25 protein-coding genes are annotated in these 25,441 nt (G+C 63.5%); 15 read left to right on the top strand and 10 right to left on the bottom strand.

Going from position 1 to position 25,441, the window contains the following annotated elements:
* Window positions 1-199 precede the first annotated feature (199 nt).
* Window positions 200-1,744: an acyl-CoA carboxylase subunit beta gene (locus tag NGM29_RS14255; protein WP_254160575.1), complete on the top strand. Its 1,545-nt coding sequence runs from the start codon at window positions 200-202 to the stop codon at window positions 1,742-1,744.
* Window positions 1,744-2,097 (top strand): DUF8022 family protein, encoded by a 354-nt coding sequence (locus NGM29_RS14260; protein WP_254157018.1) that lies wholly within the window; start codon window positions 1,744-1,746, stop codon window positions 2,095-2,097. Before NGM29_RS14255 ends, NGM29_RS14260 begins: the two co-directional genes overlap by 1 nt.
* 26 nt (window positions 2,098-2,123) lie before the next feature.
* On the opposite strand, the gene NGM29_RS14265 is transcribed toward NGM29_RS14260, so the two are convergent.
* Complete coding sequence (locus tag NGM29_RS14265; RefSeq protein WP_254157020.1) at window positions 2,124-2,879, bottom strand: hypothetical protein; 756 nt, start codon at window positions 2,877-2,879, stop codon at window positions 2,124-2,126.
* 231 nt (window positions 2,880-3,110) lie between these two features.
* Between NGM29_RS14265 and NGM29_RS14270 the strand changes: the two genes are divergently transcribed.
* A complete protein-coding gene (locus tag NGM29_RS14270) occupies window positions 3,111-4,940 on the top strand; it encodes an acetyl-CoA carboxylase biotin carboxylase subunit (RefSeq protein WP_254157022.1) in 1,830 nt (609 codons plus the stop codon).
* 88 nt (window positions 4,941-5,028) lie between these two features.
* Here the strand turns inward: NGM29_RS14270 and NGM29_RS14275 are convergent, their stop codons facing one another.
* The 7 genes from NGM29_RS14275 to NGM29_RS14305 form a co-directional block, all read right to left on the bottom strand.
* A complete protein-coding gene (locus tag NGM29_RS14275; protein ID WP_254157024.1) occupies window positions 5,029-5,595 on the bottom strand; it encodes a DUF7529 family protein in 567 nt (188 codons plus the stop codon).
* 64 nt (window positions 5,596-5,659) lie between these two features.
* Window positions 5,660-6,109, bottom strand: coding sequence for a DUF7555 family protein (locus NGM29_RS14280; protein WP_254157026.1), 450 nt, complete (start codon window positions 6,107-6,109; stop codon window positions 5,660-5,662).
* A 9-nt stretch (window positions 6,110-6,118) separates the two neighbouring features.
* Window positions 6,119-7,474 carry an ABC transporter ATP-binding protein gene (locus NGM29_RS14285; RefSeq protein ID WP_254157027.1) on the bottom strand — a complete coding sequence of 452 codons (1,356 nt, stop codon included), beginning with the start codon at window positions 7,472-7,474 and terminating at the stop codon, window positions 6,119-6,121.
* Complete coding sequence (locus NGM29_RS14290; protein ID WP_425499265.1) at window positions 7,471-8,847, bottom strand: oligopeptide/dipeptide ABC transporter ATP-binding protein; 1,377 nt, start codon at window positions 8,845-8,847, stop codon at window positions 7,471-7,473. The genes NGM29_RS14285 and NGM29_RS14290 overlap by 4 nt, the downstream gene beginning before the upstream one ends.
* A gap of 5 nt (window positions 8,848-8,852) precedes the next feature.
* On the bottom strand, window positions 8,853-10,592 hold the full coding sequence (locus NGM29_RS14295) for an ABC transporter permease (protein ID WP_254157030.1): 1,740 nt from the start codon (window positions 10,590-10,592) through the stop codon (window positions 8,853-8,855).
* Entirely contained in the window at window positions 10,589-11,641 is a 1,053-nt protein-coding gene (locus NGM29_RS14300; RefSeq protein WP_254157032.1) for an ABC transporter permease, read from the bottom strand. Before NGM29_RS14300 ends, NGM29_RS14295 begins: the two co-directional genes overlap by 4 nt.
* Window positions 11,642-11,795: 154 nt before the next feature.
* The gene (locus NGM29_RS14305; RefSeq protein WP_254157034.1) at window positions 11,796-13,649 is read right to left on the bottom strand and encodes an ABC transporter substrate-binding protein; all 1,854 of its coding nucleotides are present in this window, start codon (window positions 13,647-13,649) and stop codon (window positions 11,796-11,798) included.
* Between the two features lie 336 nt (window positions 13,650-13,985).
* Between NGM29_RS14305 and hisC the strand changes: the two genes are divergently transcribed.
* From hisC to NGM29_RS14325, 4 genes are all read left to right on the top strand, one after another.
* Window positions 13,986-15,122: a histidinol-phosphate transaminase gene (hisC, locus tag NGM29_RS14310; RefSeq protein WP_254157035.1), complete on the top strand. Its 1,137-nt coding sequence runs from the start codon at window positions 13,986-13,988 to the stop codon at window positions 15,120-15,122.
* A complete protein-coding gene (locus NGM29_RS14315; RefSeq protein ID WP_254157036.1) occupies window positions 15,119-15,637 on the top strand; it encodes an adenylate kinase family protein in 519 nt (172 codons plus the stop codon). The genes hisC and NGM29_RS14315 overlap by 4 nt, the downstream gene beginning before the upstream one ends.
* A complete protein-coding gene (locus NGM29_RS14320; protein WP_254157037.1) occupies window positions 15,634-16,248 on the top strand; it encodes a CDP-alcohol phosphatidyltransferase family protein in 615 nt (204 codons plus the stop codon). Before NGM29_RS14315 ends, NGM29_RS14320 begins: the two co-directional genes overlap by 4 nt.
* Before the next feature lie 181 nt (window positions 16,249-16,429).
* Window positions 16,430-16,969: a multiprotein bridging factor aMBF1 gene (locus tag NGM29_RS14325; RefSeq protein WP_254157038.1), complete on the top strand. Its 540-nt coding sequence runs from the start codon at window positions 16,430-16,432 to the stop codon at window positions 16,967-16,969.
* 42 nt (window positions 16,970-17,011) lie between these two features.
* On the opposite strand, the gene NGM29_RS14330 is transcribed toward NGM29_RS14325, so the two are convergent.
* Window positions 17,012-17,923, bottom strand: a complete 912-nt coding sequence (locus NGM29_RS14330) for an ABC transporter permease (RefSeq protein WP_254157039.1) — start codon at window positions 17,921-17,923, stop codon at window positions 17,012-17,014.
* Between the two features lie 222 nt (window positions 17,924-18,145).
* On the opposite strand from NGM29_RS14330, the gene NGM29_RS14335 reads away from it, so the two are divergent.
* Genes NGM29_RS14335 through NGM29_RS14360 form a run of 6 tightly spaced genes read left to right on the top strand, consistent with a single transcriptional unit; the run spans window position 18,146 to window position 23,672 of the window.
* Window positions 18,146-19,384 (top strand): ABC transporter permease, encoded by a 1,239-nt coding sequence (locus tag NGM29_RS14335; protein ID WP_254157040.1) that lies wholly within the window; start codon window positions 18,146-18,148, stop codon window positions 19,382-19,384.
* Window positions 19,377-20,423, top strand: coding sequence for an ABC transporter ATP-binding protein (locus NGM29_RS14340; RefSeq protein ID WP_254157042.1), 1,047 nt, complete (start codon window positions 19,377-19,379; stop codon window positions 20,421-20,423). The genes NGM29_RS14335 and NGM29_RS14340 overlap by 8 nt, the downstream gene beginning before the upstream one ends.
* On the top strand, window positions 20,416-21,744 hold the full coding sequence (locus tag NGM29_RS14345) for an ABC transporter ATP-binding protein (RefSeq protein ID WP_254157044.1): 1,329 nt from the start codon (window positions 20,416-20,418) through the stop codon (window positions 21,742-21,744). The genes NGM29_RS14340 and NGM29_RS14345 overlap by 8 nt, the downstream gene beginning before the upstream one ends.
* 31 nt (window positions 21,745-21,775) lie before the next feature.
* The gene (tpiA, locus tag NGM29_RS14350) at window positions 21,776-22,420 is read left to right on the top strand and encodes a triose-phosphate isomerase (protein WP_254157046.1); all 645 of its coding nucleotides are present in this window, start codon (window positions 21,776-21,778) and stop codon (window positions 22,418-22,420) included.
* Complete coding sequence (locus NGM29_RS21330) at window positions 22,377-22,988, top strand: DUF8159 domain-containing protein (RefSeq protein WP_311136830.1); 612 nt, start codon at window positions 22,377-22,379, stop codon at window positions 22,986-22,988. The genes tpiA and NGM29_RS21330 overlap by 44 nt, the downstream gene beginning before the upstream one ends.
* A 45-nt stretch (window positions 22,989-23,033) precedes the next feature.
* Window positions 23,034-23,672 (top strand): toll/interleukin-1 receptor domain-containing protein, encoded by a 639-nt coding sequence (locus NGM29_RS14360; protein WP_254157048.1) that lies wholly within the window; start codon window positions 23,034-23,036, stop codon window positions 23,670-23,672.
* Here NGM29_RS14360 and NGM29_RS14365 read toward each other — a convergent pair.
* Entirely contained in the window at window positions 23,654-24,343 is a 690-nt protein-coding gene (locus NGM29_RS14365; RefSeq protein WP_254157050.1) for a J domain-containing protein, read from the bottom strand. The genes NGM29_RS14360 and NGM29_RS14365 overlap by 19 nt on opposite strands.
* A gap of 160 nt (window positions 24,344-24,503) precedes the next feature.
* Between NGM29_RS14365 and NGM29_RS14370 the strand changes: the two genes are divergently transcribed.
* The gene (locus NGM29_RS14370; protein WP_254157051.1) at window positions 24,504-24,941 is read left to right on the top strand and encodes a DUF3054 domain-containing protein; all 438 of its coding nucleotides are present in this window, start codon (window positions 24,504-24,506) and stop codon (window positions 24,939-24,941) included.
* A gap of 281 nt (window positions 24,942-25,222) precedes the next feature.
* Entirely contained in the window at window positions 25,223-25,438 is a 216-nt protein-coding gene (locus NGM29_RS14375; RefSeq protein WP_254157053.1) for a DUF8015 family protein, read from the top strand.
* The last annotated feature ends 3 nt before the right edge of the window (window positions 25,439-25,441 follow it).

Genomic DNA, 25,441 nt, shown 5'->3' on the forward strand with positions numbered 1-25,441 from the left:
TGCTGACACTATCGTTGCCAAGAATGGACCTCGAGAAGGTGGAGCAATGGAGTAGCTACACTGGACGGGAAACTGGAGGGTGCTGCTGTGGGCGTCAGACGGCGGCTGCCTGGTAACAAATGGCCATCCCAGAACGCTTTTTGTGCCCCTGGCCGTTCCCTCGGGCAATGAGCGGCCACGGGTGGAATGACCGATGACGATGGAAGAGCGTATCAAGGAACTCGAGTCCATGCGCGAAGAGGCGCTACTCGGGGGCGGCGAAGAGCGGATCGAACGCCAGCACGAGAAGGGGAAGATGACCGCGCGAGAGCGCATCGAATACTTCCTCGACGACGACACCTTCACCGAGTTCGACCAGCTCCGGACCCACGAGGAGCGCAACTTCGGGATGGAAGAGCGCAAGGTCCTCGGCGACGGCGTCGTCACGGGCTACGGCGAGGTCGAGGGACGAAACGTCTTCGTCTTCGCCCACGACTTCACCGTCTTCGGTGGCTCTTTAGGCGAAGTCTTCGCCGAGAAGGTGACGAAGGTGATGGACATGGCGATGGAGGTCGGTGCCCCCATCGTCGGCCTGAACGACTCCGCGGGCGCTCGTATCCAGGAGGGCGTCAAGAGCCTCGCCGGGTTCACCGAAATCTTCCGCCGCAACCAGCAAGCCAGCGGCGTCGTTCCCCAGATTTCCTCGATCATGGGGCCGTGTGCCGGGGGCGCCGTCTACTCCCCCGCGATCACCGACTTCATCTTCATGGTCGAGGACTCGAGTCACATGTACATCACGGGGCCCGGCGTCACGAAGACCGTCACCGGCGAGGACGTCACCCACGAGGAACTCGGCGGGGCGCTCACGCACGCGAACAAGACGGGTGTCGCCCAGTTTGCCTGCGAATCCGAGGAGCAGGCCCTGGACGACATCCGGCGACTGCTCTCGTATCTCCCACAGAACAACGTCGAGGACCCTCCACGGGTAGAGCCCTGGGACGACCCCGACCGTCGAGACGAGGCCCTCGAGTCGATCGTCCCCGACAACCCACAGAAACCCTACGACATGACCGACGTCATCGGGACGGTGATGGACGAGGGCTCGTTCTTCGAGGTGGCCGAGAACTACGCGAAGAACCTCGTCGTCGGCTTCTCGCGGCTCGACGGCCGTTCGGTCGGCGTTGTCGCGAACCAGCCGCGGGTCAACGCCGGCACGCTCACCGTCGACGCCTCGATGAAGGGGTCGCGGTTCGTCCGCTTCTGCGATTCGTTCAACATCCCCATCGTGACTTTCGTCGACGTGCCCGGCTACATGCCCGGGACCGACCAGGAACACCGCGGGATCATCCGCCACGGGGCGAAACTGCTCTACGCCTACTCCGAGGCGTCTGTTCCACTCTTGACGGTCATCACCCGCAAGGCCTACGGCGGCGCCTACTGCGTGATGGCCTCGAAGAACCTCGGCGCGGACATCAACTACGCCTGGCCGACGGCCGAAATCGCCGTCATGGGTCCGAAGGGCGCGGTCAACATCCTCTACCGCAAGGAACTTGCCGAGGCCGACGATCCGGACGCCCTGCGCGAAGAACTCATCGAGGAGTACCGCGAGGAGTTCGCCAACCCCTACACCGCCACGGACAAGGGCTTCCTCGACGACGTGATCCGCCCGACCGAAACCCGGCCACGGCTGATCCGGGACCTCGAGATGCTCGAGACCAAACGCGAGGACACGCCCGACAAGAAACACGGGAACATCCCCCTGTGATGACGGCGAACGACTCCGAGGCGCTCGAGGTCGAGGGTGGCTCGGGCGAGCGAGCGAATGGCGAACCCACCGACACCGCCATCGACGTCGACGTGGCGCTCGACGAAGACGTCTCGATCACGCTCCCGGCGGACGCCACCAGCGAGGAAGCCGCGGCCATCGTCGCAGCAATCGGTGCCCACCTCCGGGACCTCGAGGCGGCAGCCGCCCAGGCCGACGACGAGGTAACCTGGGATGGCAAGCGCTGGTCGTTCGCCGGCCGGATCGACGCCCAGCAGGGTCGAACCGTTCGCGTCCCGACCCGAGCGCCGACGAACCCCTGGACTGCGGCGGGGCGAGCCGATCGGTACTGAGAGCGTTACGGCCGTCTCGAGTCCTTCTACACCGCGTAATCGAGGTTGGGTCGTAGCGATTCGATCAACGACGTCGCGACCGTCTCGATCCCGTCGATGCAGGCCTCTTCGTCGCGGTCGTCCTGGAACTGGACGATCACGCCGCGGACGCCGTCGCCGTCGTGAGCGGGGAGCAGGAAGCGCCACTGGCGATTCTCCTCGCTGCTCTGGATGCTCTGGTAGACGTCGATCTGTTCGCCTTCGTAGGTGAAGGTCCAGTCGATGAGTTCGTTCGTGCCGAAGCCGGTCACCCAGTTGGTCGTAGCCTCCTTGTCGTCGGTGGGGTGTTTGTGCTGCTGGACGAGCACGTTGACCGGGTACGACGCGCTCTCTTTCGACCCAACGTGGCCCAGTTGCGCGCCGATTCCGCTCTCCGACTCGTTGATCCCCTCGTTGTACTGCTCGAACGTGTCGGGGTGGTCGAAGTGAATCGGGAACGATCGATTGCCCTGATCGAATGGGATCCACGCGCCCTCGAGGCTGGCACAGGAATCTATCACATCTCCGTCGTCGCTCTCGTCGTTCTGGTCGTTCTCGTCCTCGACGTTCGCGTCACCGGAGTCGTCGGTGGACCCATCGGTGCCGTCACCGTCGCCATCGGGTTCGTCGCCGAGATCCCCGTCGCTCTCGTCTGTTCCTCCGGTACACCCAGCGAGCGCGGTCGTCGCCGCGAGTCCCACCAGAGCGAGGAGTCGTCGTCTACTGTACCGACCGTCCGAACGTGACCCAGAATCGATGAGCATGAATTCTCCGTCGAACGCGCGAGTCGATCGTTCCGACCGCACTCGCGTCGTTCGTCTCGACCAAACAGACGACAACTCGAGCGATATACTCACCCCGTGACGAAAATTCGTCCAGTGAACGCTCGGTGTCTGCCGCTTCGAAGTGGAGTGCCTCGGCGAGAACTCGTTTAACCGTTGACTCGTTCCGTTGCGAAAAAGTAAGGTAGGGTCCTTCCGTCGATTCGAACAGGAATGTTCAGGAAGGTTCTGGTCGCGAACCGAGGCGAGATCGCGGTTCGAGTCATGCGGGCCTGCGAGGAATTGAACGTTGGCACCGTCGCCGTCTACTCCGACGCCGACAAACACGGCGGTCACGTCCGCTACGCCGACGAAGCCTACAACGTCGGCCCCGCCCGTGCGGCTGACTCCTACCTCGACCACGAGGCGGTCATCGAGGCCGCACAAAAGGCCGACGCCGACGCGATCCACCCCGGCTACGGCTTCCTCGCCGAAAACGCCGAGTTCGCCGCCAAAGTCGAGGAGGTAGAGGGCATCACCTGGATCGGCCCCTCGAGTTCGGCCATGGAGAGCCTCGGCGAGAAGACCAAGGCCCGAACGATCATGCACGAGGCCGACGTGCCCATCGTGCCCGGCACTACCGACCCCGTCACCGACCCCGACGAGGTCCGTGCCTTCGGCGACGAACACGGCTACCCGATCGCGATCAAAGCCGAGGGTGGCGGTGGCGGCCGCGGCATGAAGGTCGTCGAGGACGAGAGCGAGGTCGACGACCAGCTCGAAAGCGCCCAGCGCGAGGGCGAAGCCTACTTCGGCAACGACTCGGTCTACCTCGAGCGCTACCTCGAGAAGCCTCGCCACATCGAGGTCCAGATCATCGCCGACGAGCACGGCAACGTGCGCCACCTGGGCGAGCGCGACTGTTCGCTCCAGCGTCGTCACCAGAAAGTCATCGAAGAAGGCCCATCGCCCGCGTTATCGGACGAACTGCGCGAGCAGATCGGTGAAGCCGCCCGCCGCGGTGTCGCCGCTGCCGACTACACGAACGCCGGCACCGTCGAATTCCTCGTCGAGGAAGAACCCGGGCGAGAGGACGTCCTCGGGCCCGACGCGAACTTCTACTTCCTCGAGGTCAACACCCGGATCCAGGTCGAACACTGCGTCACCGAGGAGATCACCGGCCTCGACATCGTCAAGCGTCAGATCCGGGTCGCCGCGGGCGAGGAACTCGACTTCGAGCAGGACGACGTCGAGATCGACGGCCACGCGATGGAGTTCCGGATCAACGCCGAGAACGCCGCGAAGGACTTCCAGCCGGCTTCCGGGGGGACGCTGACGACCTACAACCCACCAGGTGGGATCGGCGTCCGCCTCGACGACGCCCTCAGCCAGGGCGACGACCTCGTCACCGACTACGACTCGATGATCGCGAAGCTCATCGTCTGGGGCGAGGACCGCGAGGAGTGTATCGAACGCTCGCTTCGCGCCCTGCGAGAGTACGAGATCGAGGGCATCACGACCATCGTCCCGTTCCACCGCCTGATGTTGACCGACGAGAAGTTCGTCGAGGGTCGACACACCACGAAGTACCTGGACAACGAACTCGAGCAGTCCAGAATCGAGCAGGCCCAGGAACAGTGGGGAAGCGAGGATTCGACCGCGACCGACGAGGAGGTCGTCGAACGCGAGTTCACCGTCGAGGTCAACGGCAAACGCTTCGACGTTAACCTCGAGGACCGTAGCGGCGAGATTCCGCAGGCAGCCAGCAACGGGGGATCGAGCACCGCCAGCAGACCACCACAATCTGCCAGCAGTGAGGACTCGAGCAGCGACGTAGAGATTCAGGGCGACGGCGAACGCGTCGACGCCGAGATGCAGGGAACGATCCTCTCCGTCGAGGTTGCAGAGGGCGACGAGGTCGCCGCCGGTGACGTCGTCGTCGTCCTGGAAGCGATGAAGATGGAAAACGACATAGTCGCCTCGACGGGCGGCACCGTCTCGCAGGTGGCCGTCGAAGAAGGCCAGAGCGTCGACATGGGCGATACGCTCGTCGTCCTCGAGTGAGTGGCGACGACAATCGGAGACGAGTAACGTACAACAATCGCAGATTTCCAACGCCGACTGACGATTCTCGAGGCGTTACTCGGTGTTGTTAGTCTTCGTGCTCGTCCTGTTCGTCCTGCTCGTCCTCAACACCGATCTGGGCCTTGATATGTCCGAGATCCGGGACGAACGCGCTGACGTCCTCGTGCGTCGCCATCGCGAGTTCGGTCCCGTCGATGAGTTTGACCCGGGTCTGTAGTTTGCCCTCGTCGATCGCCGAGGCGATCATTCCGCGAGCGAGGTGGAGGTCGTACTGACTCGCAATGAGAATACCAGTCTCGGAGTCCGGATCGAGCAACTCGGTGACGAGATAGACGAAGCCGTCGACCGTGTTCCGGTAGGCCTCGCTCCTCGGGAACGACCCCTTCTCGTAGGCCGCTCGAAACGTATCGGCGTGATTATCTGCCAGCACGTGAATGAGTCCGAACCGATCCTCGCTCCCGTCAGCTTTCGACAATACGGACGTCTGAATCGCTGGAAGTGTCGTCATCTCCCACCCTTCGGACCGTCGCTCCTCGGCGATCGCTTGCATGTCCTTGAGCGTTCGCTTCCAGGCCTGTGTCGCCGCCGGGGTACGAGCTCGAATCCCGACTGAATCGTCATCCGGTTTTGGCATATGGGGACACAGAATCGGGACTCGGTTAATGGTTTCGAGTCCACTGCTTTCCAGGCGAAACGACCTAGACGACGCCGAACACCGTCTCCATCAGATACGAGATCAGCAGGACCCCCAGGCTGCTCCAGAAGAGCTTTCCCGCAGACGAGAGTTCTCGATCCGGCGGCGGCGGCTCGATCCAGCGAGCGGGTGGAAGCGCTCGAGCGAACCGCTGGAAGCGGGTCTCGTTCGATCCTGTCGGTGATACCGACATCCCGATTGCATCCGCCGCGTCCGTCGATCGACCGGACACCTCCTCGGGCGAGTTCGGCCAGAGGCGAACGGTCGCGTACGCGAGCAACAGGAATCCGGCGAAAAACAGGACGACCTTGGCCCCGCCGAACCCGCCACCGACGGCGAGACTGATCGGGACTGCTGTGAGGGTCGCCACGACGACGACGGCGAACACGTACGATATCGCGTCTGCACAGACGAGTGCAAGCAGGCGCCACTGCACAGATTCGAGCCGGGTCATCACAGTGCCCTACTCGTTCGGGACGTAACCGTGCCGTTCCTCGAGAACTGGCTCGGGGTCTCGGTAGGAGTCGTCGTGGCGATGGCAGAGACTAACCCGGTTGCTCTCACCCACGGGGTAGAACTCGGGGTGTTCGCTTCCGCAGACGCTTTCGAAGTCTGCAGCCAGCACCTCGAGTGCGGTAGCCTCGTCGTTTTGCCGGACGTGTTCGGCGATTTCGTCGAGGACCGATTGCACCTCTTCGGGGACCGAAACGTCGCTGAAGAGTTCGTCGTAAATTTCTTCGATCGTGCCAAAGCGCGTCTCTTTGCCGAGTAACGCCTTGATTCGGTCGGATACCGATCGATCGGCCCGGTGGCGCTCTCGAAGGACCTCCCGAAGCGTATCGATCCGATCCCAGAGTTCGTTGGACAGGTGTCTGTACTCCTCCGGTCGGATCCGCGCCGGACAGCGTGTGCTGAACGGACACCCGTTCGGCGGGAATCGGGGATTTGGCGGCGTTCCCTGGAGCGTGATCCGATTTTTCTTCGCCGTCGGATCCGGTTCCGGAATCGCCGAGAGCAACGCGTGTGTGTACGGGTTCGACGGATCGGTGAACAGTTCCTCGGTCGGTCCAATCTCCATGATGTTCCCGAGGTACATGACCGCTACCCGGTCACAGATGTGCCTGACGACCGAGAGGTCGTGGGCGATGAACAGGTAGGTGAGCCCGAATTCGTCCTGTAAGTCCTCGAGGAGGTTGATGACCTCAGCCTGGACGGACACGTCGAGCGCGCTCACCGGCTCGTCGAGGACGATGAACTCCGGTTCGAGCGTCAGCGTCCGTGCGATGCCGATCCGCTGGCGCTGGCCACCGGAGAACTGGTGGGGATAGCGGTAGTAGTGTTCGCGCTGAAGCCCCACCTTCTCGAGGAGATCGCGCACGTGCTGGCGACGCTCGTCGGGTGTCTTCCAGTCGTGAACGTCGAGCGGTTCGCGAACGATTTCGCCGACGGTCATCCGATCGTTCAGGCTCGAATCGGGATCCTGGAAGACGATCTGGGCGTCTCGACGCCAGGCCTTGAGTTTCGGGCCGCTGAGTTCCGTGATGTCGGTCCCGTCGAAGCGGATCTCGCCGCCCGTCGCCTGCTCGAGCTGGACGAGCGTTCGTCCGAGGGTCGTTTTCCCGCAGCCGGATTCCCCGACGAGCCCGAGCGTTTCACCGCGTTTGATCTCGAAGGAGACCCCGTCGACCGCTTTGACTGGGTTCCCACCCAGTAGCCCCCCTTCGTCGTAATACGTCCGTAGATTCGATACCTCGACCATGACGTCCTCGTCGGCGCCCATGGCCTCGTCGGTATCTGTACGTAGCGATTCTTGGCTCATTGATCTTCGTTTGCACCTCCTTCAGTCGACGACGGCTCTGCCGCCTGGTCTGTGTGGTGATCGATCCGTTCGAGTTCGGACTTCCCCTCGGGATAGAGGAGACAGGCCGCCGTGTGGTCGTCGGCTCCTTCTCGGACCGGAATCGAAACGGGATGGATCTCGTTACAGGCGTCGAACGCCTCCGGACAGCGCGGTGCGAATCGACAGTACGTTGCCGGTTCGTTCGGCGTCGGCACGTTCCCTTCGATAGTCTGGAGCCGTTCTCCAACCTGTCGACCGGGAATCGATTCGAGTAGCCCCTGCGTGTAGGGGTGCTTCGGTGAAGCGAACAACGTCTCGACGTCCGCCGTCTCGACGATTTCGCCCGCGTACATGACGTTCACCCGATCGGAGACGTCGGCGATGACGCCCATGTCGTGGGTGATGAACATGATCGCCAGGTCGCGTTCTTCCTGCAGGTCCTCGAGTAGTTCGAGGATCTGTGCCTGAATCGTCACGTCCAGCGCCGTCGTCGGCTCGTCGCAAATCAGCACCTCCGGTTCACAAGCGAGTGCCATCGCGATGACCGCTCGCTGTCGCATCCCGCCGGAGAACTGGTGAGGATACTCTCTGACGCGTCGCCGGGCGTCCGGAATTCCGACGGCCTCGAGCAACTCGACGGCCTCGTTGGTCGCCTCCCCTCCGGTCATTCCCTGGTGGAGTCTGAGCGCTTCCTTGATCTGGTTGCCGACGGTATAGACGGGGTTGAGACTCGTCAGCGGGTCCTGGAAGACCATTGCAATCTTGTTGCCACGCATGGCGCGCTGGGCCTTCCCCTCGAGTCGAGTGATCTCTACGAATCCGGACTCGATCCTCGAGGGATCGTCGGGTGACCCCTCGGTCACGAAGACGAAATCGTCGGCGTCGATAAGGCCGAGCGATTCGCCATAGCCGGAGCCGAGGAAGTCGACAATCGATGCCTCCTCGGGCGATTCGTAGCCGAACGCCGCGGGCGTCATGTCGACTTCGGGCCGGTCGAACAGCTCTGCCGGATCGTGGGTTTGCTCGAGCGCGTTCACGTCGACCGCGTTCCCTGAGAACCGCTGGGCGAATTCCCGGACGGTCTCGAGGTGGTGGAAGCGAATACTGCTGCCGGGCAGGATTCGTCCAGGGCTGTCGACGAGCCCCATGATCGAGCGTGCGGTGACGCTCTTTCCGGACCCGCTCTCGCCGACGATGCCGACCGTTTCACCGGTTTCGATGTCGTAGGAGATCCCATCGACAGCCCGAATCACCTCCTTGTCGGTGAAGAACGCGGTCTGGAGATTTCGAACCGAGAGGATGGTCTCGGATCGGCCTGTGTTCGTCTGCGTCGTCTGCGTCTCTGCGTTCATGGACATCACGCACCACCTCCAGTCGTCGTCACGTCACCTTCTCCGGATTCGCTCTCCGGATCCATCGCGTCCCGGATCCCGTCACCGAGGGCGTTGAACCCCGTGACGACGAGGACGATCAGGATCCCCGGAATCGTCGCGATGTGCCACGATTCGGTGGAGACGTACGAGCGGCCGTCACTGATTATCCGCCCCCACTCCGGCGTCGGCGGGTTGATGCCGAGCCCGAGGAACGAGAGAGCAGCGGTGACGATGATGACACCGCCCAGCAGCAACGAGGCGTAGATCATGACGTAGCTAAAGATGTACGGAGCCATGTGCTTTCGCATCGTCATCATCGGCGTTTGACCATAGCTCTTCGCGGCGTCGACCCACTCCTGTTCGGCGACCTGGAGCGAGGGCCCGCGTATCGAACGCCACAGTCCTGGCCAGTATAGTCCGGCGAAGATGAGCGCCAGCAACAACCCGCCGTTGTAGTAGCTGGCGATGGGATGGTTCGACTCCTGGAAGACCACCGAGAGCAACAGGACCGCCAGGAACACCGGGACGGCAATGACCGTGTCACTGACGATGACCGTGACGAGGTCGACGAGCCCCTTGTAGTAGGCAGTGAGCAACGACAGCCCGAGAGCAATGCCCGTCGCCAGCCCGATCGCCGTGATCCCGATGACTAGGGACGTTCGCGCCCCGAAGACGAGGTACGTGAACAGGTTCTTCCCGTTAGCGGTCGTTCCGAACGGCGACCACCGGTCGTAATTGTCGTAGCTCATCGGGCTAACGGGATCACTCCCCTGGGAACGCGAGTCGATGTTAGCCGTGCCGTGGCTGACTGTCTCGAGTTCACCCGACTCCGAATTTAGATACTGGAATTCGTGGCCGTACGGGCTGTAGATGTTCTCCTGCGGGCCGACAGGCCCGAGCGCGGGAGCCCACAGTGCCATCACGACGAACATGAAGACGACGATGAGTCCGAAGATTCCCCAGTAGTGATTCCGGAAGCGGTTGATCGAATCGTCTCGAGGGGTCCAGTCGGCTTCGCGGTAGTGTTCGCGGAAGATCGTGTATCCCTTCCAGAGCCACGCGAACGTAACGAACGCGTACACGTAGACGACGGCGACGCGGAGTGCCCACGCCCAGGCTGGTGAGAGACCCATAAAGGTCCCCTCCCAACCGCTGCCGTCGGGTGATCGGTACCCCTGGTTCGGAATCGTTTCTGGACTCGTGACCGCTCCCAGCGAGGCGACCCACTCGAAGAATGACGTGAACGCCCCGACGACGAGGTCGATCGCTACGGCGGCTGGCGTCATCGTGACGACAAACGTGACAGCCGTCAAGACGGCGAGCAACAGCCCTCGGTCGAGTCGTTCCTCGGTTACGTACGGGCTGTCGAACCGATCGTAGTGGAACCCGAACCGTTCAGCTAGCGGGCCGGTGACGATCGTCGCCCTGAGAAGGATCGTCGCCACTGATAGGACGAGTAGTGCGGTAATCACGAACCCGATTTCGGCGGCGATCAGTCCAGCAGAGGGCTGGATGTTGCCGTGAACCCAGTGGGGAATCGCAGCGAGCCCACCCAGGATCAGTCGAACCACACCGCCAAGTTTGACGATCCCCGCCCCGATACGACCGATCTCAAGCAAGAGCAACACCCCGAGAACGGCCGCCCAGATCGCGGCCGGACGCGGATTCGCGGCAATACGTTCGCGAATCGTCTTGAGTTCGTCCGTGTCTTGATCGTGACTCATTGGTCGTACCCCACGCGTGGATCAAGTATCGTGTACAAGAGGTCCTGTAGAATGTTCATACTGATCGTGATAATAGTGAAGATGTACACCAGCGACCCGGCAAGCGGCAGGTCACCCTGGGTCAACGACATGAAGTACAGCCGACCGATGCCGTTGATACCGAAGACGACCTCGACGATGACGGACCCGCCGATCAGCAGGAACGCCTCGTTGGTGATGATCGGTACCAGCGGGATCAGGGCGTTCCGGAAGACGTGCTTCCAGATGATCACTCGGTTCGAGAGTCCCTTCGCTTTGGCCGTCTCGACGTAGTTCGAGTTGATCGTCTCGAGGACCGCCGTTCGGCCGATGCGGAGTTCGGTCGCCATCGATGCCGATCCGAGAACGATTGCCGCCGGCAGGATCACTTTAATCGCGACAGCGAGTTCCCCGCCATTGAAGTAGAACCCCCCTGGGGGGAACAACTGGGTGAATCCAACGAAGTCGAGCGGCGGCGTGCCGATGATACTATCGATGTTGGGCCCGATCGTGTACCAGTCGAACCCGAGGAATCCACCCCCCTGGGTCTGTCGCAGTATAGCCAGGAACATGATTGCGAGCCAGAAGTTCGGCATCGCCAGCCAGACGATCCCCGAGAAGGAAGCGATGTAGTCGCCCCAGCTATTCGAGTTGAGCCCAGCGTAGAAGCCGAGCGGGATCCCGATGAAAAGCGGCAGCAGGATCGCCCAGAACCCGAGCCAGACCGTTCGAGGTCCGTACGTGGCGACCATCGACGTCACGCTGTACCCGCGCCGAAGTACCCACGACTGGCCGAGATCGAAGGTGATCAGCCCGACCATGAAGTCGACGTACTGTTGCCACAGCGGCTCGTTCAATCCCATGTTTTCGCGGATCTGTGCAGCCTGCGCTCCGCTCGCTTCCGGACCGAGCATCGCTGCAACCGGGTCGAGCGGTCCCATCCTGAGGATGACGAACAACAACGTCATCACGAGAAAGAGGACCGGAATCGAGAGCAGGACCCGCTGGAAAAAGTATCGCCAGCGGCTCATGGAGCATCACACGTCTGCCAGACGTTTACCATATGTCGCACTATCGGATCGGTATGCATTCGAGGGTATTAGGTATCATGATTTCCCCGGACGGGTTCCGAGGATGAACAATTGTGTCGGCGGAAACGAACCGCCGAGCTATTCGCGTCCGACGTTACTCTTCGCTTTCCATTTCGACTTGCCAGTCGAGATAGTAGCCGTCCGCGTCTTCGGGGATCTTTTCGGTGTTGGTGTTCTCGGGCTCGAAGCCGAACAGACCGTAGGCGATCGACGGGTAGCTCCAGATCCAGCCGAGCGAGTAGAACTGAAGTTCGCCGTCCTCACCGCGGCTGATCAGCGTGTTGAACTCGGACTGCTCGAGCTCGAGTTCGATGCCGAGGTCAGCGACTTTGTCACGGGTGATCGTAGCGGCTTCGTTGAACACTTCGCTCTCGTAGGTCGTCAACGTCAGCTCGGCTGGTTCGTCGGGCGTGAAGCCGGCCTCTTCGAGAACTTGCTGGGCGCCCTCGCGGTCAGTCTCGTTGGGCGTGTACGGCCACTCCTCGACGAACGTCTGGTAGGCCTCGTTTCCTCCGGGGAAGATTCCCGGCGGCGTGAAGCTGAACGCCTCGACGCCACGGCCGGCGAAGACCTGGTTAATGAGTTCCTCGTGGTCGGTGACGTACGCGATGGCCTGTCGAACCGCCTTATCAGCGTAGCGAGCGTTGAACGCGAAGTAGAACGTCGACATCTCACTCACACCGAGGTAGTTGACGGTGTCACCGTTCTCGAGCTCGCCGTAGGTACCAATCTGGCGACCCATGTCGTCCTCCTCGGCCTCGATTTTGTCCTGGTCGTAGAACGGCGTCGGGATACCGAAGATGTCGGCGTTTCGCTCGTTGTAGTACGTTCGAATAGCCTCGTCGTCCTCGATGATCTGCCAGTGAATCGCGTCGAGTTCCGGCCCGCTGCCGTGGTAGTTGTCGAACGCGGTCACCTGAACCTCGGTGCCACCCTCCCACATGTCGAACTGGAACGGTCCGCAGCCGACCATCACTTCCTGGGAGATCTGCTCCTGGCTGTACTCCCCGTCGTAGCCCTCGATGTCGCCCACGAGTCCCTCGGGCATCGCTGCGAAGGAGTCGTAGGTGAGGATGTCGAGCGTGGACGGCTGGGGCTCCGTGATCCGCATCTCGATCGTGCGGTCGTCGACGGCCTCGACGCCGAGGGAGTCCGGGACGATCGTGGCCTCTTCGCCTTCGCCCTCCGTCTCGTGCTCGACGGCGAGGAAGCCGGGTTCGACGAGGAAGTTCGCGCGCTCGCTGGCGGTGGACTCGGCGAGACGCCGCCAGGCGTAGACGAAGTCACTCGCCGTCAGTTCGCTACCGTCGTGGAACTGGGCCTCCTTGATCGTGAACGTGTACGTCAGCAGGTCGTCGGAGACGTTGACCTCCTCGACGAGCTGGTTCTCGACTTCCGGAACGCCGTTGGGGTAGTGCACGAGGTTCTCGTACACCTGGTTGATGATGACGCCGGAAGCCGTGTCGGTCGACTGGATCGGGTCGAGCGACGAAACCCCCGAGTTGATCAGGTTCAGCGTACCGTCCTCGGTGGTGGTTTCGTTGTGCTGCTGGCGGTGGGATCCCAGCGACCCCGTTGGTTCGACTTCGACGGTGTCGTACCAGAAGCGCTCGGTCAGGCCGTGGTACAGCGGCAGGAGAATCATGTCGTCGCGGATGGCCTCCTCCATCTCGAGGTACGCTTCCATCCGGGTCTCCTCGTCCTCCGGCGCAGGGTTGTCCTGGGCACGCTCCCAGGCCTGCTGGGCCTTCTCGACGTTGGACAGATCCCCGTCGCCGTTGCCGTTTCCGTTTCCGTTGCCAGATTCGTTGCCGTTACCGTTACCGTCGCCGTTCCCATCACCATTGCCTTCGTCGCCGCCAAAGCACCCGGCCACCGCCGCGGTGGCTGCACCGGCGCTCGTGGCCTTCAGGAATGATCGTCGGGATACACCGTTGTCGTTGGGCATCGACTGGCAAAATTCTCTCGAGTCGTATAAGTTTTGCCTTTGTGAGCGAGAGAACCTCTGTCGTCCCTGGACAGATACTCAATAGTGAGTGATTAATATGCTTAATTTCCAGTCGCACCTATAATAACACCATATTATATGTAGTTCTACCAGTCATTCGAACGATTATTTGAAAAATAATCGGACATTCCACGATCATTGCCGATCGTACGTAACGGTGACGTCTCACTCGAGAGGCACCACCACTACCACCGCATCACCGCCGCCGGTCTCGAACCCACCTCGGTTGCGGCCACAGGTAAGCACGCTTAAGCGTCGCGAGGAAAAGGCTCACGTATGAAACCGCGCGATCTGTCCGACCACGTCGCCTACCAGGCGGGTCGAGGCATCGAGGAGGTCGCCCGCGAACTCGGGCGCGACCCCTCGACGTTCGTCAAACTCGCCTCCAACGAGAACGCCCACGGCCCCTCGCCCGCGGCCGTCGACGCCATCGAGGACGCCGCCGGAAGCGTGAGTTCCTACCCGAAGGCGGCTCACGCCGATCTCACCGCCGCGGTCGCCGACCGCTGGGCTGTCGCGGACGACCAGATCTGGCTCGCAAACGGCGGCGACGGCGCCATCGACTACCTCTCGAGGGCGACCCTCGAGCCGGGCGACGACGTGCTCGTCCCCGCGCCGGGGTTCGCCTACTACGGCATGAGCGCTCGGTTCCACCACGGCGACGTCACCGAGTACGCGCTCGCGCGCGAAGACGACTTCTCACAGGACGCCGAGACGGTCCTCGAGGCCTACGACGGCGAGCGGATCGTCTACCTCACCAGCCCGCACAACCCCTCGGGATCGACGATCGACCTGGAGGCCGTTGCAGAGATCGCCGATCGAACGGACGAGGAGACGCTCGTCGTCGTGGACGAGGCCTACGGCGAATTCGCCGACGTCGACAGCGCCGTCGCCCTGATCTCGGGTCGCGACGGGTTCGACGCCCGCGACGACGTCGCCGTCCTCCGGACGTTCTCGAAGGCGTACGGCCTGGCGGGTCTGCGACTCGGATATGCAATCGTTCCGCACGCGTGGGCTGAGGCCTACGCTCGCGTCAACACCCCGTTCGCCGCGAGCGAACTCGCCTGCCGGGCCGGCCTGGCCGCCATCGAGGACGACAAACACGTCGAGCGAACCGTCGCGACCGTCGCCGAGGCTCGAGCGACCATGCGCGAGGAAATCGACGCCCTCGTCTGGCCCAGCGACGGGAATTTTGTCCTCGTCGACGTCGGGGAGGCGACGCCGGTCGCTGAGGCGATGCAAGAACGGGGCGTGATCGTTCGCGACTGTACGAGTTTCGGGCTGCCGGCGTGCATCCGCATTACCTGCGGTACGCCGTCCGAAACCGATCGAGCCGTCGAGACGCTCAACGAGGTGCTCGAGGACCGTGGACTGGATGCCGACGGCGGAACAACCGGGGTGAACGGCGCGTGAGAATCGCGATCACCGGCACTCCAGGAACGGGGAAGACGACGGCGACGACGATTCTCGAGGGCCGACTCGAGGACTACGACGTGATCTACCTCAACGACCTCCTCGAACGCGAGGGACTGTACACGTCCGTCGACGAAGAGCGCGACAGCAAGGTCGCCGACCTCGATGCCCTCGAGGAACGACTCGCGGAGCGAGACGACGTCCTCGTCGAGTCGCACCTCTCCCATCACTTGCCGGCCGATCGCGTCGCCGTCTTGCGGTGTGCCCCCGAGGTACTCGAAAAACGACTGCGCGAACGCGGAGAACGCACGGACAAAGCTCACGAGAACGCGGAGAGTGAGGCGCTCGACGTCATCCTCTCGGAGGCCGTCGACCACCACGGCCTCGAGTCCGTGTACGAAATCGATACTACGGACCGCGAACCCACTGAGGTGGCCGACGAACTCGAGGCCGTCGTCCGCGGCACGCGAGCGCCAAGCGCTGGCGAAGTCGACTTCGTGGGGTACCTGACATGACCCTCGATAAGTTCCGACCGTACATCTCGAAGTTCCTGGATCCGTTCGTCCGTGGGTTCGACCGGGTCGGGATGTCCCCCGACGGCGTGAGCGTGATCGCCGGGTTCGTGGCGATCACCGCGGGCTTCGCGTTTTACCTCGGCGGCGTCGCCCATCCCGTCTGGTACGCCGTCGGCGCGGCCCTCGTCTTCCTGAACGGCTGGTTCGACATCATCGACGGCGCACTCGCTCGAGCACAGGGCGTCTCCTCCCCGTCGGGGGACCTGCTCGACCACGTCCTGGACCGCTACGCCGACATCGTGATCATCGGTGGACTCGCCGCCGGCGTCGGCGACTACTGGCTGGGCTTCCTGGCGGTTACAGGCGTCGTCATGACCTCCTACCTCGGCACCCAGGCCCAGGCGGTAGGCCTCGACCGGGTCTACGGGGGGCTCGTCGGCCGTGCGGACCGGCTGGCGATCATCGGAATCGTCGGCTTCCTCGCCTATCCGCTCGAGTCGTTCGACGCTGGCGGCCTCTCGCTCGTCGGCTGGCTGCTCGTCTTCCTCGCCGTCGTCGGTCACCTGACGGCCCTCCAGCGGTTCTTCTACTCCTGGAGCGCGCTCGAGTAGTGCCGATCTCGAGGGACTTCTCGTCGTCTCCCCGCCGTCTTCACGTCATCTTCCCACCCTCCTCCCCGGCGTCCTCCCGCCATCTTTCCATCTCCAGGAGTGGCTGACCTCGTTCGAGACACGACTCGTCCAGACCGCCGGCGCCGCACCCTTTATCACGCGTGGTGCGTTAGACCCGACCATGGTTCAGTGCGAGATGTGTGGCGCCGAGACGTCGTCCCCGAAGACTATCAAAGTCGAAGGCGCGAAGCTGGACGTGTGTTCGAACTGCACCGACTTCGGCACCGAGGTGAAGACCGCCTCCTCGTCGAGCACGTCAACGAAGTACTCGACGGACTCCGGGTCGGGATCCGGGTCAGGGTCCAGCAACACGTCCTCGAGCGGGAGTCGCTCCTCGGGGTCCGGTGGCTCGCGTCGCCGCGATATGTTCGACGAGATGGACGAGATCGTCACCGATTACGACGACCGCATTCGCCGAGCGAGAGAGAAGAAGGACCTCAGCCAGTCCGACCTCGCGAACGAACTCAACGAGAAGGCGAGTCTGATCCGCAAACTCGAGCGCGGGGATACCCTGCCCAGTGACCGGGTCCAGAGCAAACTCGAGCGCTTCCTGGGGATCAGCCTCACCGGCGGGTCCGGGTCGAGCGAGGACAGCGACTGGGAAGGCGGCTCCTCAAGTGGGAGTTACACGCTCGGTGACGTTGTCAAGCGAAAGGATTGATCGAGCGGCGACAGCGTTTTTCCCCGGTCGCAGGTGCTGTCCTCACCGCGATCCAGTGTCCACTCGAGGGTCGAGTAGCGAGTACGCCAGGTCCTGAACGACGTTGCCGACGACGCCGAAGGCGACGATGACGACCGTTACGCCCATCATGACGGGCAGGTCGCGCGTCCAGACGGCGTTGTAGAAGAGCGAGCCGATCCCGCCGATGCCGAACACGGCCTCGATGATAATCACCGAAATCGCGAGCAGCGCGAGCGTCTCGGCGAACACGAGCGAGAGCAGTGGGATCGCCGCGTTTCGCAACACGTGTCTGGCGACGTCGAGCCGCCCACCTCCTTTCGCGCGAACGAGTTTGGTGAGGTCCGCGGTGTAGTACTGGCGGGCGTACGCTCGAGCGTAACTGACGATGGCAGCGAGTAACGTCGTCGTCACCAGAACGACCGGGAGGACGCGCCCGTAGAGAAACGGCAACTCGGTCACCGTGATGTAGTTGAACTCGCTGCCCCACCTGAAGGCGGCAGCGGCAGTCGCGGACGCGCTCAGGATCAGGAAGCCGATCCAGAAGTTCGGAACCGCGAACAGCAGGTACACGATTCCCGTAGCTCCGTTGCCGCGAGTCGAGCGCACGTTCATGGCGGCGTAGGCGCCGACGGCCAGCCCGAGCGTGGTCGCCAGCACGATCGCCGGGACGACGTACAGCGCCGTCTCGAGGGTGGCCTCACGCACCAGCGGAAACACGGCCTCGCCACTCTGGAAGGAGTTTCCCCACTCCAGGGAGATCATGTTCCCTATCCAGTCGACGTACTGCTCGGTGAGCGGTCGGTCGAGCCCTCGGTCGGCGAGGTACGACTGGCGAATAGACTCGAGTTCGTCGGGATCAGCGCCGCCGTAGGCTGCAAGCGCGAGCCGTCTGTCGAGCACCCAGTCTTCGGTCGCGGCGAACAGTGTGAACATCACCGTGAGCACGGCCCAGGCGGCAACTACCCCCAGTGCGAGACGCCGAGCCAGTATCCGCACCACTCTCACCGGCGGTCACCTGCAAGCGACGCGGCCGTGATGACGGGGTCGCAAATCACGAGTACTGCACACGTGTCAGCCAGGGATATATGAGTGTTGCGGTCGTGACGGAACAGAAACACTTATTCACAGAGGCGACAGGTTCCTGCACGACTCGCAATGACGGAATCGGGATCGAACGGCCCCTCCAGGGACGAGCCACCGGGGCAGGCGGACGTCGCGGCACTCGAGCGGATCGACTGGGATCGGGTCGACTCGTCGACGCGGCGGTTTTCGACCGAACGGATCGCGCTCGTGATCGGCGTACTCGCGGTTGGACTGGCGTACCTCTACTACCGGTCGAAGGACAGCATCTTTCTCGTCGCTCGATGGCACGTTGGTCCCGAGGACTGGCTGCTGTTGCTCGCGCTGGCCGTGGTCGTCGCTTACGGCGTCGTCCCGATGCTCCTCGACCCGTCGCGCGGCCGCCGACTCCTCGCTCGGCTTCGGCGACGGTGGGCGACAGTCGCCAGCCTCGTGGTTCTCGGCGCCGTCGTCCTCACGGCGTTCTACGCGATGATCACGGGGTTCCAGCCCCGGTTGACGCTCGACTCGGGGACGGTCGGAACCGACAAACTCCAGCCGCCAGTCGGCTTCAGCGGCTCCTACCTGGAAACGAGGCAGGACTGCGTGGGCACGGTTACTGGTGACACGATCTACGAACAGCAGTGTCACGGGACCTGGGAGTACGTGCTCGGAACCGACCGCTGGGGGTACGAGATGGTCGACCTCCTCGTGGTCGGCGCTCGACCCGTTGCCTACGCCGTGTTCGTCACCGTCGGCATCATCGTCCCGCTGGCGACGGTCGTCGGGCTCGTCGCGGGGTACTACGGCGGCTCCGTCGACGACCTCCTGATGAGCTACGTCGACGTCCAGCTCAGTATCCCGGCGATCGTCATCTACATGATCGCGTACCTGTTCATCGGGGACTCGTTTTTCGTTCTGCTCGCCGCGTTCGGCCTGCTCTCGTGGGGCGGGATCGCCCGCATCGTCCGGAGCGAGACGCTGCAACGCCGCGAAGAAGGGTACATCCTCGCTGCCAGAGTGCTCGGGGCCTCGAGGCCGTACGTCTTGCGTCGACACATGCTACCGAACATCACCAACAGCGTGATCCCGGCGGCGTTCCACCTGATGGCCGTGCTCGTCCTGACCGAGGCCGCGCTTGCCTTCCTCGGGTTCCACGCCACGTTCCAGTCGTGGGGCATGACGATGGGCGAGGGACTGTTCAGGGCGGCCCCGCTCGATGCCTGGTGGGTCTCGACGTTCCCCGCTATCGCCCTGGGACTGACCGTCGCGGCGTTCAAGGTGGCCGGCGACGGACTACGAGACGCGCTCGATCCACGGGGGGCCCATGACTGACACGGATCCACTGCTCTCCGTCGACGACCTGCACGCCCACATCGCGACCGCCGATGGCACCGTTCGGGCCGTCGACGGGGTAAGCTTCGACGTCCAGCGGGGGGAAACCGTCTGCCTCGTCGGCGAGAGCGGAAGCGGGAAGACGCTGACCTGCGATTCGATCACCGGTCTGGTCTCGAGTTCGCAGGTCGACGTCTCCGGATCGGTGACGTTCGAGGGCGAGGAGTTGCTCTCGGCCGGTGAGAGGCGGCTTCGATCGATCCGCGGCAACCGGATCGCCTACCTCTTCCAGAACGCCCAGAACGCGCTGGACCCCGTCTACACCGTCGGCGACCAGCTCGTCGAGGCGATCACGTTCCACCGGGACGTCAGCGACGGGACCGCGCGGGAGCGTGCGATTGACCTGCTGCAGACAGTCGGCCTCTCACGACCAGCGGAGCGGCTCGACGCGTATCCCCACGAATTCTCCGACGGCATGCGACAGCGCGTCCTGATCGCCATCGCCCTGGCCGCCGAACCTGACCTGCTCATCGCCGACGAGCCGACCTCCGCGCTGGACGTCACGATTCAATCGCGGATCATCGACCTGATCGACGACCTCCGACGAGAGCGAGATTTGACGCTGTTGCTCGTCACTCACGACCTCCGAGTCGTGGCCTCGCTGGCCGATCGCGTCGTCGTCATGTACGCCGGAAACGCCGTCGAGCGCGGCCCCGTCGAGGCCGTCCTCGAACAGCCGGGACACCCCTATACGCAGTCGTTGTTCCGGAGTTTCGTCGGCCAGGGTGGGACAAACGGGCCGGACCGTCGTACCGAAACCGTCGGACGCGACGGCTCAATCCCGAAGGAGGGCTGTTGCTTCCGTCGAGAGTGTCCACATGCCGTCAAGGCGTGTCGAGGCGACGAACCGCCGTTCGAGCCGGTCGCCGGCGTCGAAGACCACCGCGCGGCGTGTATCTACCACGGCGACCGAAAGGACGCGAGGACGGTCCTCGACACCGCTCCCCAACTCGACCGCGGGGTAACCGACGATGACTGAGGCCGATCCGTTGCTCTCGGTCAGGAACCTCGAGAAACACTACCCGATCACCGAGGGATTGCTTCGGCGCGAGGTCGGGACCGTTCGGGCCGTCGACGGCGTGAGCTTCGACGTCCAGCTCGGCGAGGCGTTCGGGCTCGTCGGCGAATCCGGCTGCGGGAAATCCACGACCGCGCTGTCGGTACTCCGCCTCGAGGAGCCGACTGGTGGCGACGTTCGGTTCGACGGCGACGACGTTCGCGCGTACGACGACGACGAACTGCGTCGCTTTCGCCGACGCGCACAACTCGTGCTCCAGGATCCGGATTCGGCGCTCAACCCGCGTCGAACGGTCGGCGAGTCCGTGGAGGAGCCCCTCCGTATCCACGGCTTACACGGCTCCCAGCGGCGTCGACACGTCGTCGAGGACACCCTCGAGCGCGTCGGACTCTCCGCCGCCGCGGCCGACCAGTACCCACACGAGTTCTCCGGCGGGGAGAAACAGCGCATCGCCATCGCCCGCGCGCTGGTGTTGAACCCGGACCTGATCGTCGCCGACGAACCGGTGAGCGCGCTCGACGGTCGAACCAAGGCCGACGTCCTCGAGTTGCTGGGGCGTCTCCAGCGGGAGTTCGATGTCGCGATCGTCTTCATCAGTCACGACGTCGATCTCGTGCGTCGGTTCTGCGACCGCGCGGCGGTAATGTACCTCGGCGAAATCGTCGAGTCCGGGGCGGTCGACAAGGTCTTCGACGAGCCTCGCCACCCGTACACGCAACTGCTCGTGTCGTCGATTCCCAGCCTCGATCCGAGCGCGCCCCACGTCGGCGTCGAACCCCTGACCGACGACCTCCCCGACGCGTCGGACCCGCCGTCCGGGTGTCGGTTCCATCCTCGGTGTCCGGCGATCATCCCGCCTGCCGACACAACGATCCCTCGCGACCAGTGGCGTGGGCTCGTGCGGTTCCGCTTTCGCCTCGAGAACGACTGGACGACCGCGGACGACGTGCGGGCCGCCGTCGCCGGGCGCGAGTCGGACGACCCCGCAACCATCGGGTCCGTCCCCGCCACCGACGACGCCGTTCGATCGACGTTCGATCTGCCCGCTAAACTCGCGGATCCGGATCTCGAGGCGGCGCTCACGACGGCCGTCGAATCCATCGAGGAGGGCGACCTCGAAACGGCTCGAGCCCACCTCGCCGCGCCGATAGAGACCGTCTGCGAACGCGAGTCGCCGACGCTCGAGACCCGCACAGAGGGCCGACCGGTCGCCTGCCACCGGTACGATCCGTCGGTTCCCGGCGAGCCCGAGACGGACCTCGAGACGACGACCACTCGGTAACTATTTTGGTCGCGAGGGCCTCCTCTCGAGCATGTTCGTTCTGATCAACCTCAAGACGTATCCGTGTGACCCCGTGGCCGTCGCCGAAGCCGCGCGCGACGTCGACGAGACGACCGACGCTCGCATCGCCGTCGCCCCGCAGGCGACCCACCTTGAGCGAGTCGCCGAGACGGGCGTCGAAACCTGGGCCCAGCACGTCGATCCGATCGACTACGGGAGCAACACTGGGCACACGCTCGCGGAGGCGGCCGCGGATGCGGGCGCAGTGGGCACGTTGATCAACCACTCCGAGCGCCGCCTGAAACTCGCCGACGTCGACGGCGCGATCCGGGCGGCCGAACGTGCCGGCCTCGAGACCGTCGTCTGTGCGAACAACCCGGCCCAGATCGGGGCGGCCGCGGCGCTCGCTCCTGACGCCGTCGCCGTCGAACCGCCGGAACTGATCGGCACCGGGACGCCGGTCAGCCAGGCCGATCCGGACGTAGTTGAGGACGCTGTCGACGCCGCCGCTCGGGTCGACGAGGACGTCACCGTGCTCTGTGGCGCGGGGATCAGTACCGGCGAGGACGTCGTCGCCGCCGCCGACCTCGGCTCGAGCGGCGTCTTGCTTGCCAGCGGCGTCGCCAAGGCCGATGACCCTGCGGCGGCGCTCGCTGACCTGGTCGAACCCCTGTGAACGGAGGCGGAAGCGGAATGGTGACGAGGACGAAGACGAAGACGACAACGAGAACGGAAATACGGACGAGAGCCAGAGCGACGCCACTGCCAGAGCCCGACACCTTTTCCCCACCGAACGCGAACTCGAGGCATCACCGATGAGCGACGATGACCGGAACTCGAACTCGCACTCGCCTACCAACGCGAACTCGAACCCCGACGACACGTCCAACGCCCACCCGCTCGAGGTTACCCTCGAAAACCGCCTGATGGGTCAGGGCGTCTACGTCAATTCGCTGGAGCGAACCGACGACCGAACGCGACTCGAGTACGAAATGGTGCACGACGTACCGGGCGTGACTACCCACGAGGTCAGTACCATCGTTCGAATCGTCCTGACGGTCGCGGAGGAGCGTGAGTGGGAGCCAGGAACGCTCGAGGCGGTCTCTCGATCCACTGACGGGGACCGGCGCGGGACGTGGCGAGTCGAACGCGAGTGGTTCGATCAGCTGGGTGACGAACTCTCCGAACTCGAATTTTCAGATCTCGTTCTCGATACAATTACTCACGCCGGGTCTAAGAAGTAGTTACATTCATTACGGATTGCTGTCTTCGGTTCCGTAGAGCTACTGATGACCGGAGAACAGGTGTTCGTCTCCCACGCACCCGTTGACCTCGACCTCGTGCAGGAGCTGTTCTCGACGGTCAAGAACTTCCCGTTCGGCGTCCACATCGCCCTCGAGGAGATCGAATCCGGTCGAACGCGCGATCGACTCGAGGGCCGACTCGCCAACAGCGACGTCGTCGTCGCCGTACTCACTGAGGCGTCGGCGACCAGCAACTGGGTCAACCAGGAGATCGGCTACGCGCTCGCGAAGGGCATTCCGGTTCTCCCGCTGTACGACGAGGAGGCGTTCCGCGGCGGGTTCATCGCCGACATCGAAGGAGTCGCCATCGATCGGGAGAACCTCTCGTTCACGATCTTCAACCTGCTCTGTCGGCTTCGGAGCGAACTCTCTCCGCTCGGAGCACTGTCGGTCCCCAACTGGTACGTCCGGTTCCCGTGTACGGTTCCGGACTGCGGCCACCCCGTGACGCTTGATATCACGCAGGGCCAGACGAAACTCTGGAAACTCTCGGAACACGGCCAGTTGCTCGAGGCCACCTGCGAGGTCTGCGACGCCGCCTACGCCTTCGATCCGGCGACGATCGGGTTCGTCAGGCGCATGGACGGCCTCGAACAGCGTGACGGTCACTTCAGCCGGTCGTAGGCCTCTTTGACGAGTTTGAACGCCGACTCGCTCCCGCTCTTCTTGTCGGGGTGGGCGTGTTTGATCTGGGTCAGGAAGGCCTCGCGAAGCTCCTGGTTCGTCACGTCGTCGCCGACGCGAAGGATCTCCCGTGCCTCCGACTTGCGCATCTTGACGCCGCTGACCACGCCTTTCTCCTCGGCCAGCGCCTTACAGTCCGAACACAGCTCCTCGGTCCGGCCGTCGATCGTAGTCACGTGGTAGAGTTCCTCGTCGACGTACTCGTGACACTGGCTACAGAGCGTTCGACGGGTCGCGAGTTCGGTCGTTTCCATCGCCTCGTTGACGGACGCTCCGGTACCGTCGTCTAGCCCATCCGACTCCGAGGTCCCCGCCTCCCCGTGGCCGGGAACTTCCTCGAGACAGTCGGAGCAGCACGTGATCACCGTTCCGTCGGTCAAAACGACGTCCTCGAGGTCGTTTCGCGGAACGCTCGAGCGACAGCCATCGCACGTCCCGCGCGGCCGGTCGATCGACTCGAGTTTCCGGGCGGCCTCGCGGGCGTGGGGCGCACACGTCGGGCAGCAGGCCAGGCGTTCCCCGTCGGGCATCGTCACGGTGGACAGATTCTCGAGCGCGACGGCACGTCCGCACCCATCACACCGCTCGCGGCGTTGGTCGACCACGGCCATCTGTCACATTGTTTGTATTCGGAGTATATTATTGTAGTCATCTCCTGAAATGCACGGCGGACGGTTCGAGAGCTACGGCCGAGACGGAGCGACCCCGGCGGTACCGATACTAGAACCAGAAACCGTGACAGCAATACGGGCTCCACCCGGACCGATGAACATGGGAGCGCTACCTACCGTATTCGATACCGATCGTCCCGGACAGCGAGCCATCGCGCTGGTCGGGACGGTCGACCTCGCCCTCATCACGGCGATCATGATGATCGGCCGACGCCAGCACGGCCTGCCGATCGCGAGCGAACCGGGGGCCGCCCTCGAGACCGCCCTGCCGTTTCTCGTCGGCTGGACAGTCGTCGCCCTCTTGGCTGGCGCGTACGCTCGACGTGCGATCGTGTCGACGAAGACCGCCGCCGTGGTCACGACCGTCGCGTGGCTCGGCGGGGCGAACGTCGGCCTCATTCTTCGCTCGTCGCCGTTCTTCGACGGCAACGCGCTGTGGGCGTTCAACGTCGTCATCACCGCCATCGGGCTGCTCGTGCTCGGAACCTGGCGCATTGGGCTCTCGGTGGGGCTCCGCAATGCGGACTGGCTCGAGTGATCCCCGGTCAGAAACGAGGGCCTCGAGTGCAGGCCGACCCGGATCAAATTGTTTGTCGAAGCGATCGACAATTCAAAACCGGGCGTTCACGGCCCGAGTGCGCACCGAATTCGGTAATACCGATTTTGAGAGAGGGTTTCGAATGAGGACATACTGGCCGATTGGAACCACTCGATAAGTTACGAGGATAATCCCCCCTCTATCTGAATCAGGGACAAATTCAATATCGGCTAATTATGGGAAACGCTTATATGCCTATTCCTCATAGAATGTAATAGATTATGGCTGGCTATTATGACATTGTTCTCGGACTTATCCCGGTCGCACTGCTCGGTATCACCGCTGCCCTGACCGTCGTTGGCGTCTCGTTGACGGCTGCGGTCCCGATTAGCGCTACCGTCGCAATCGGCGTCATCGGTCACGCGATGTTCGTCAACGGTCCCGTCGATTCCGTCGAGGACGCCCCAGCCACGCGCCCCAGAGTCAACTCCGAGTAATCC

It is taken from the genome of Natronosalvus rutilus, from assembly GCF_024204665.1.
Lineage (GTDB): Archaea > Halobacteriota > Halobacteria > Halobacteriales > Natrialbaceae > Natronosalvus > Natronosalvus rutilus.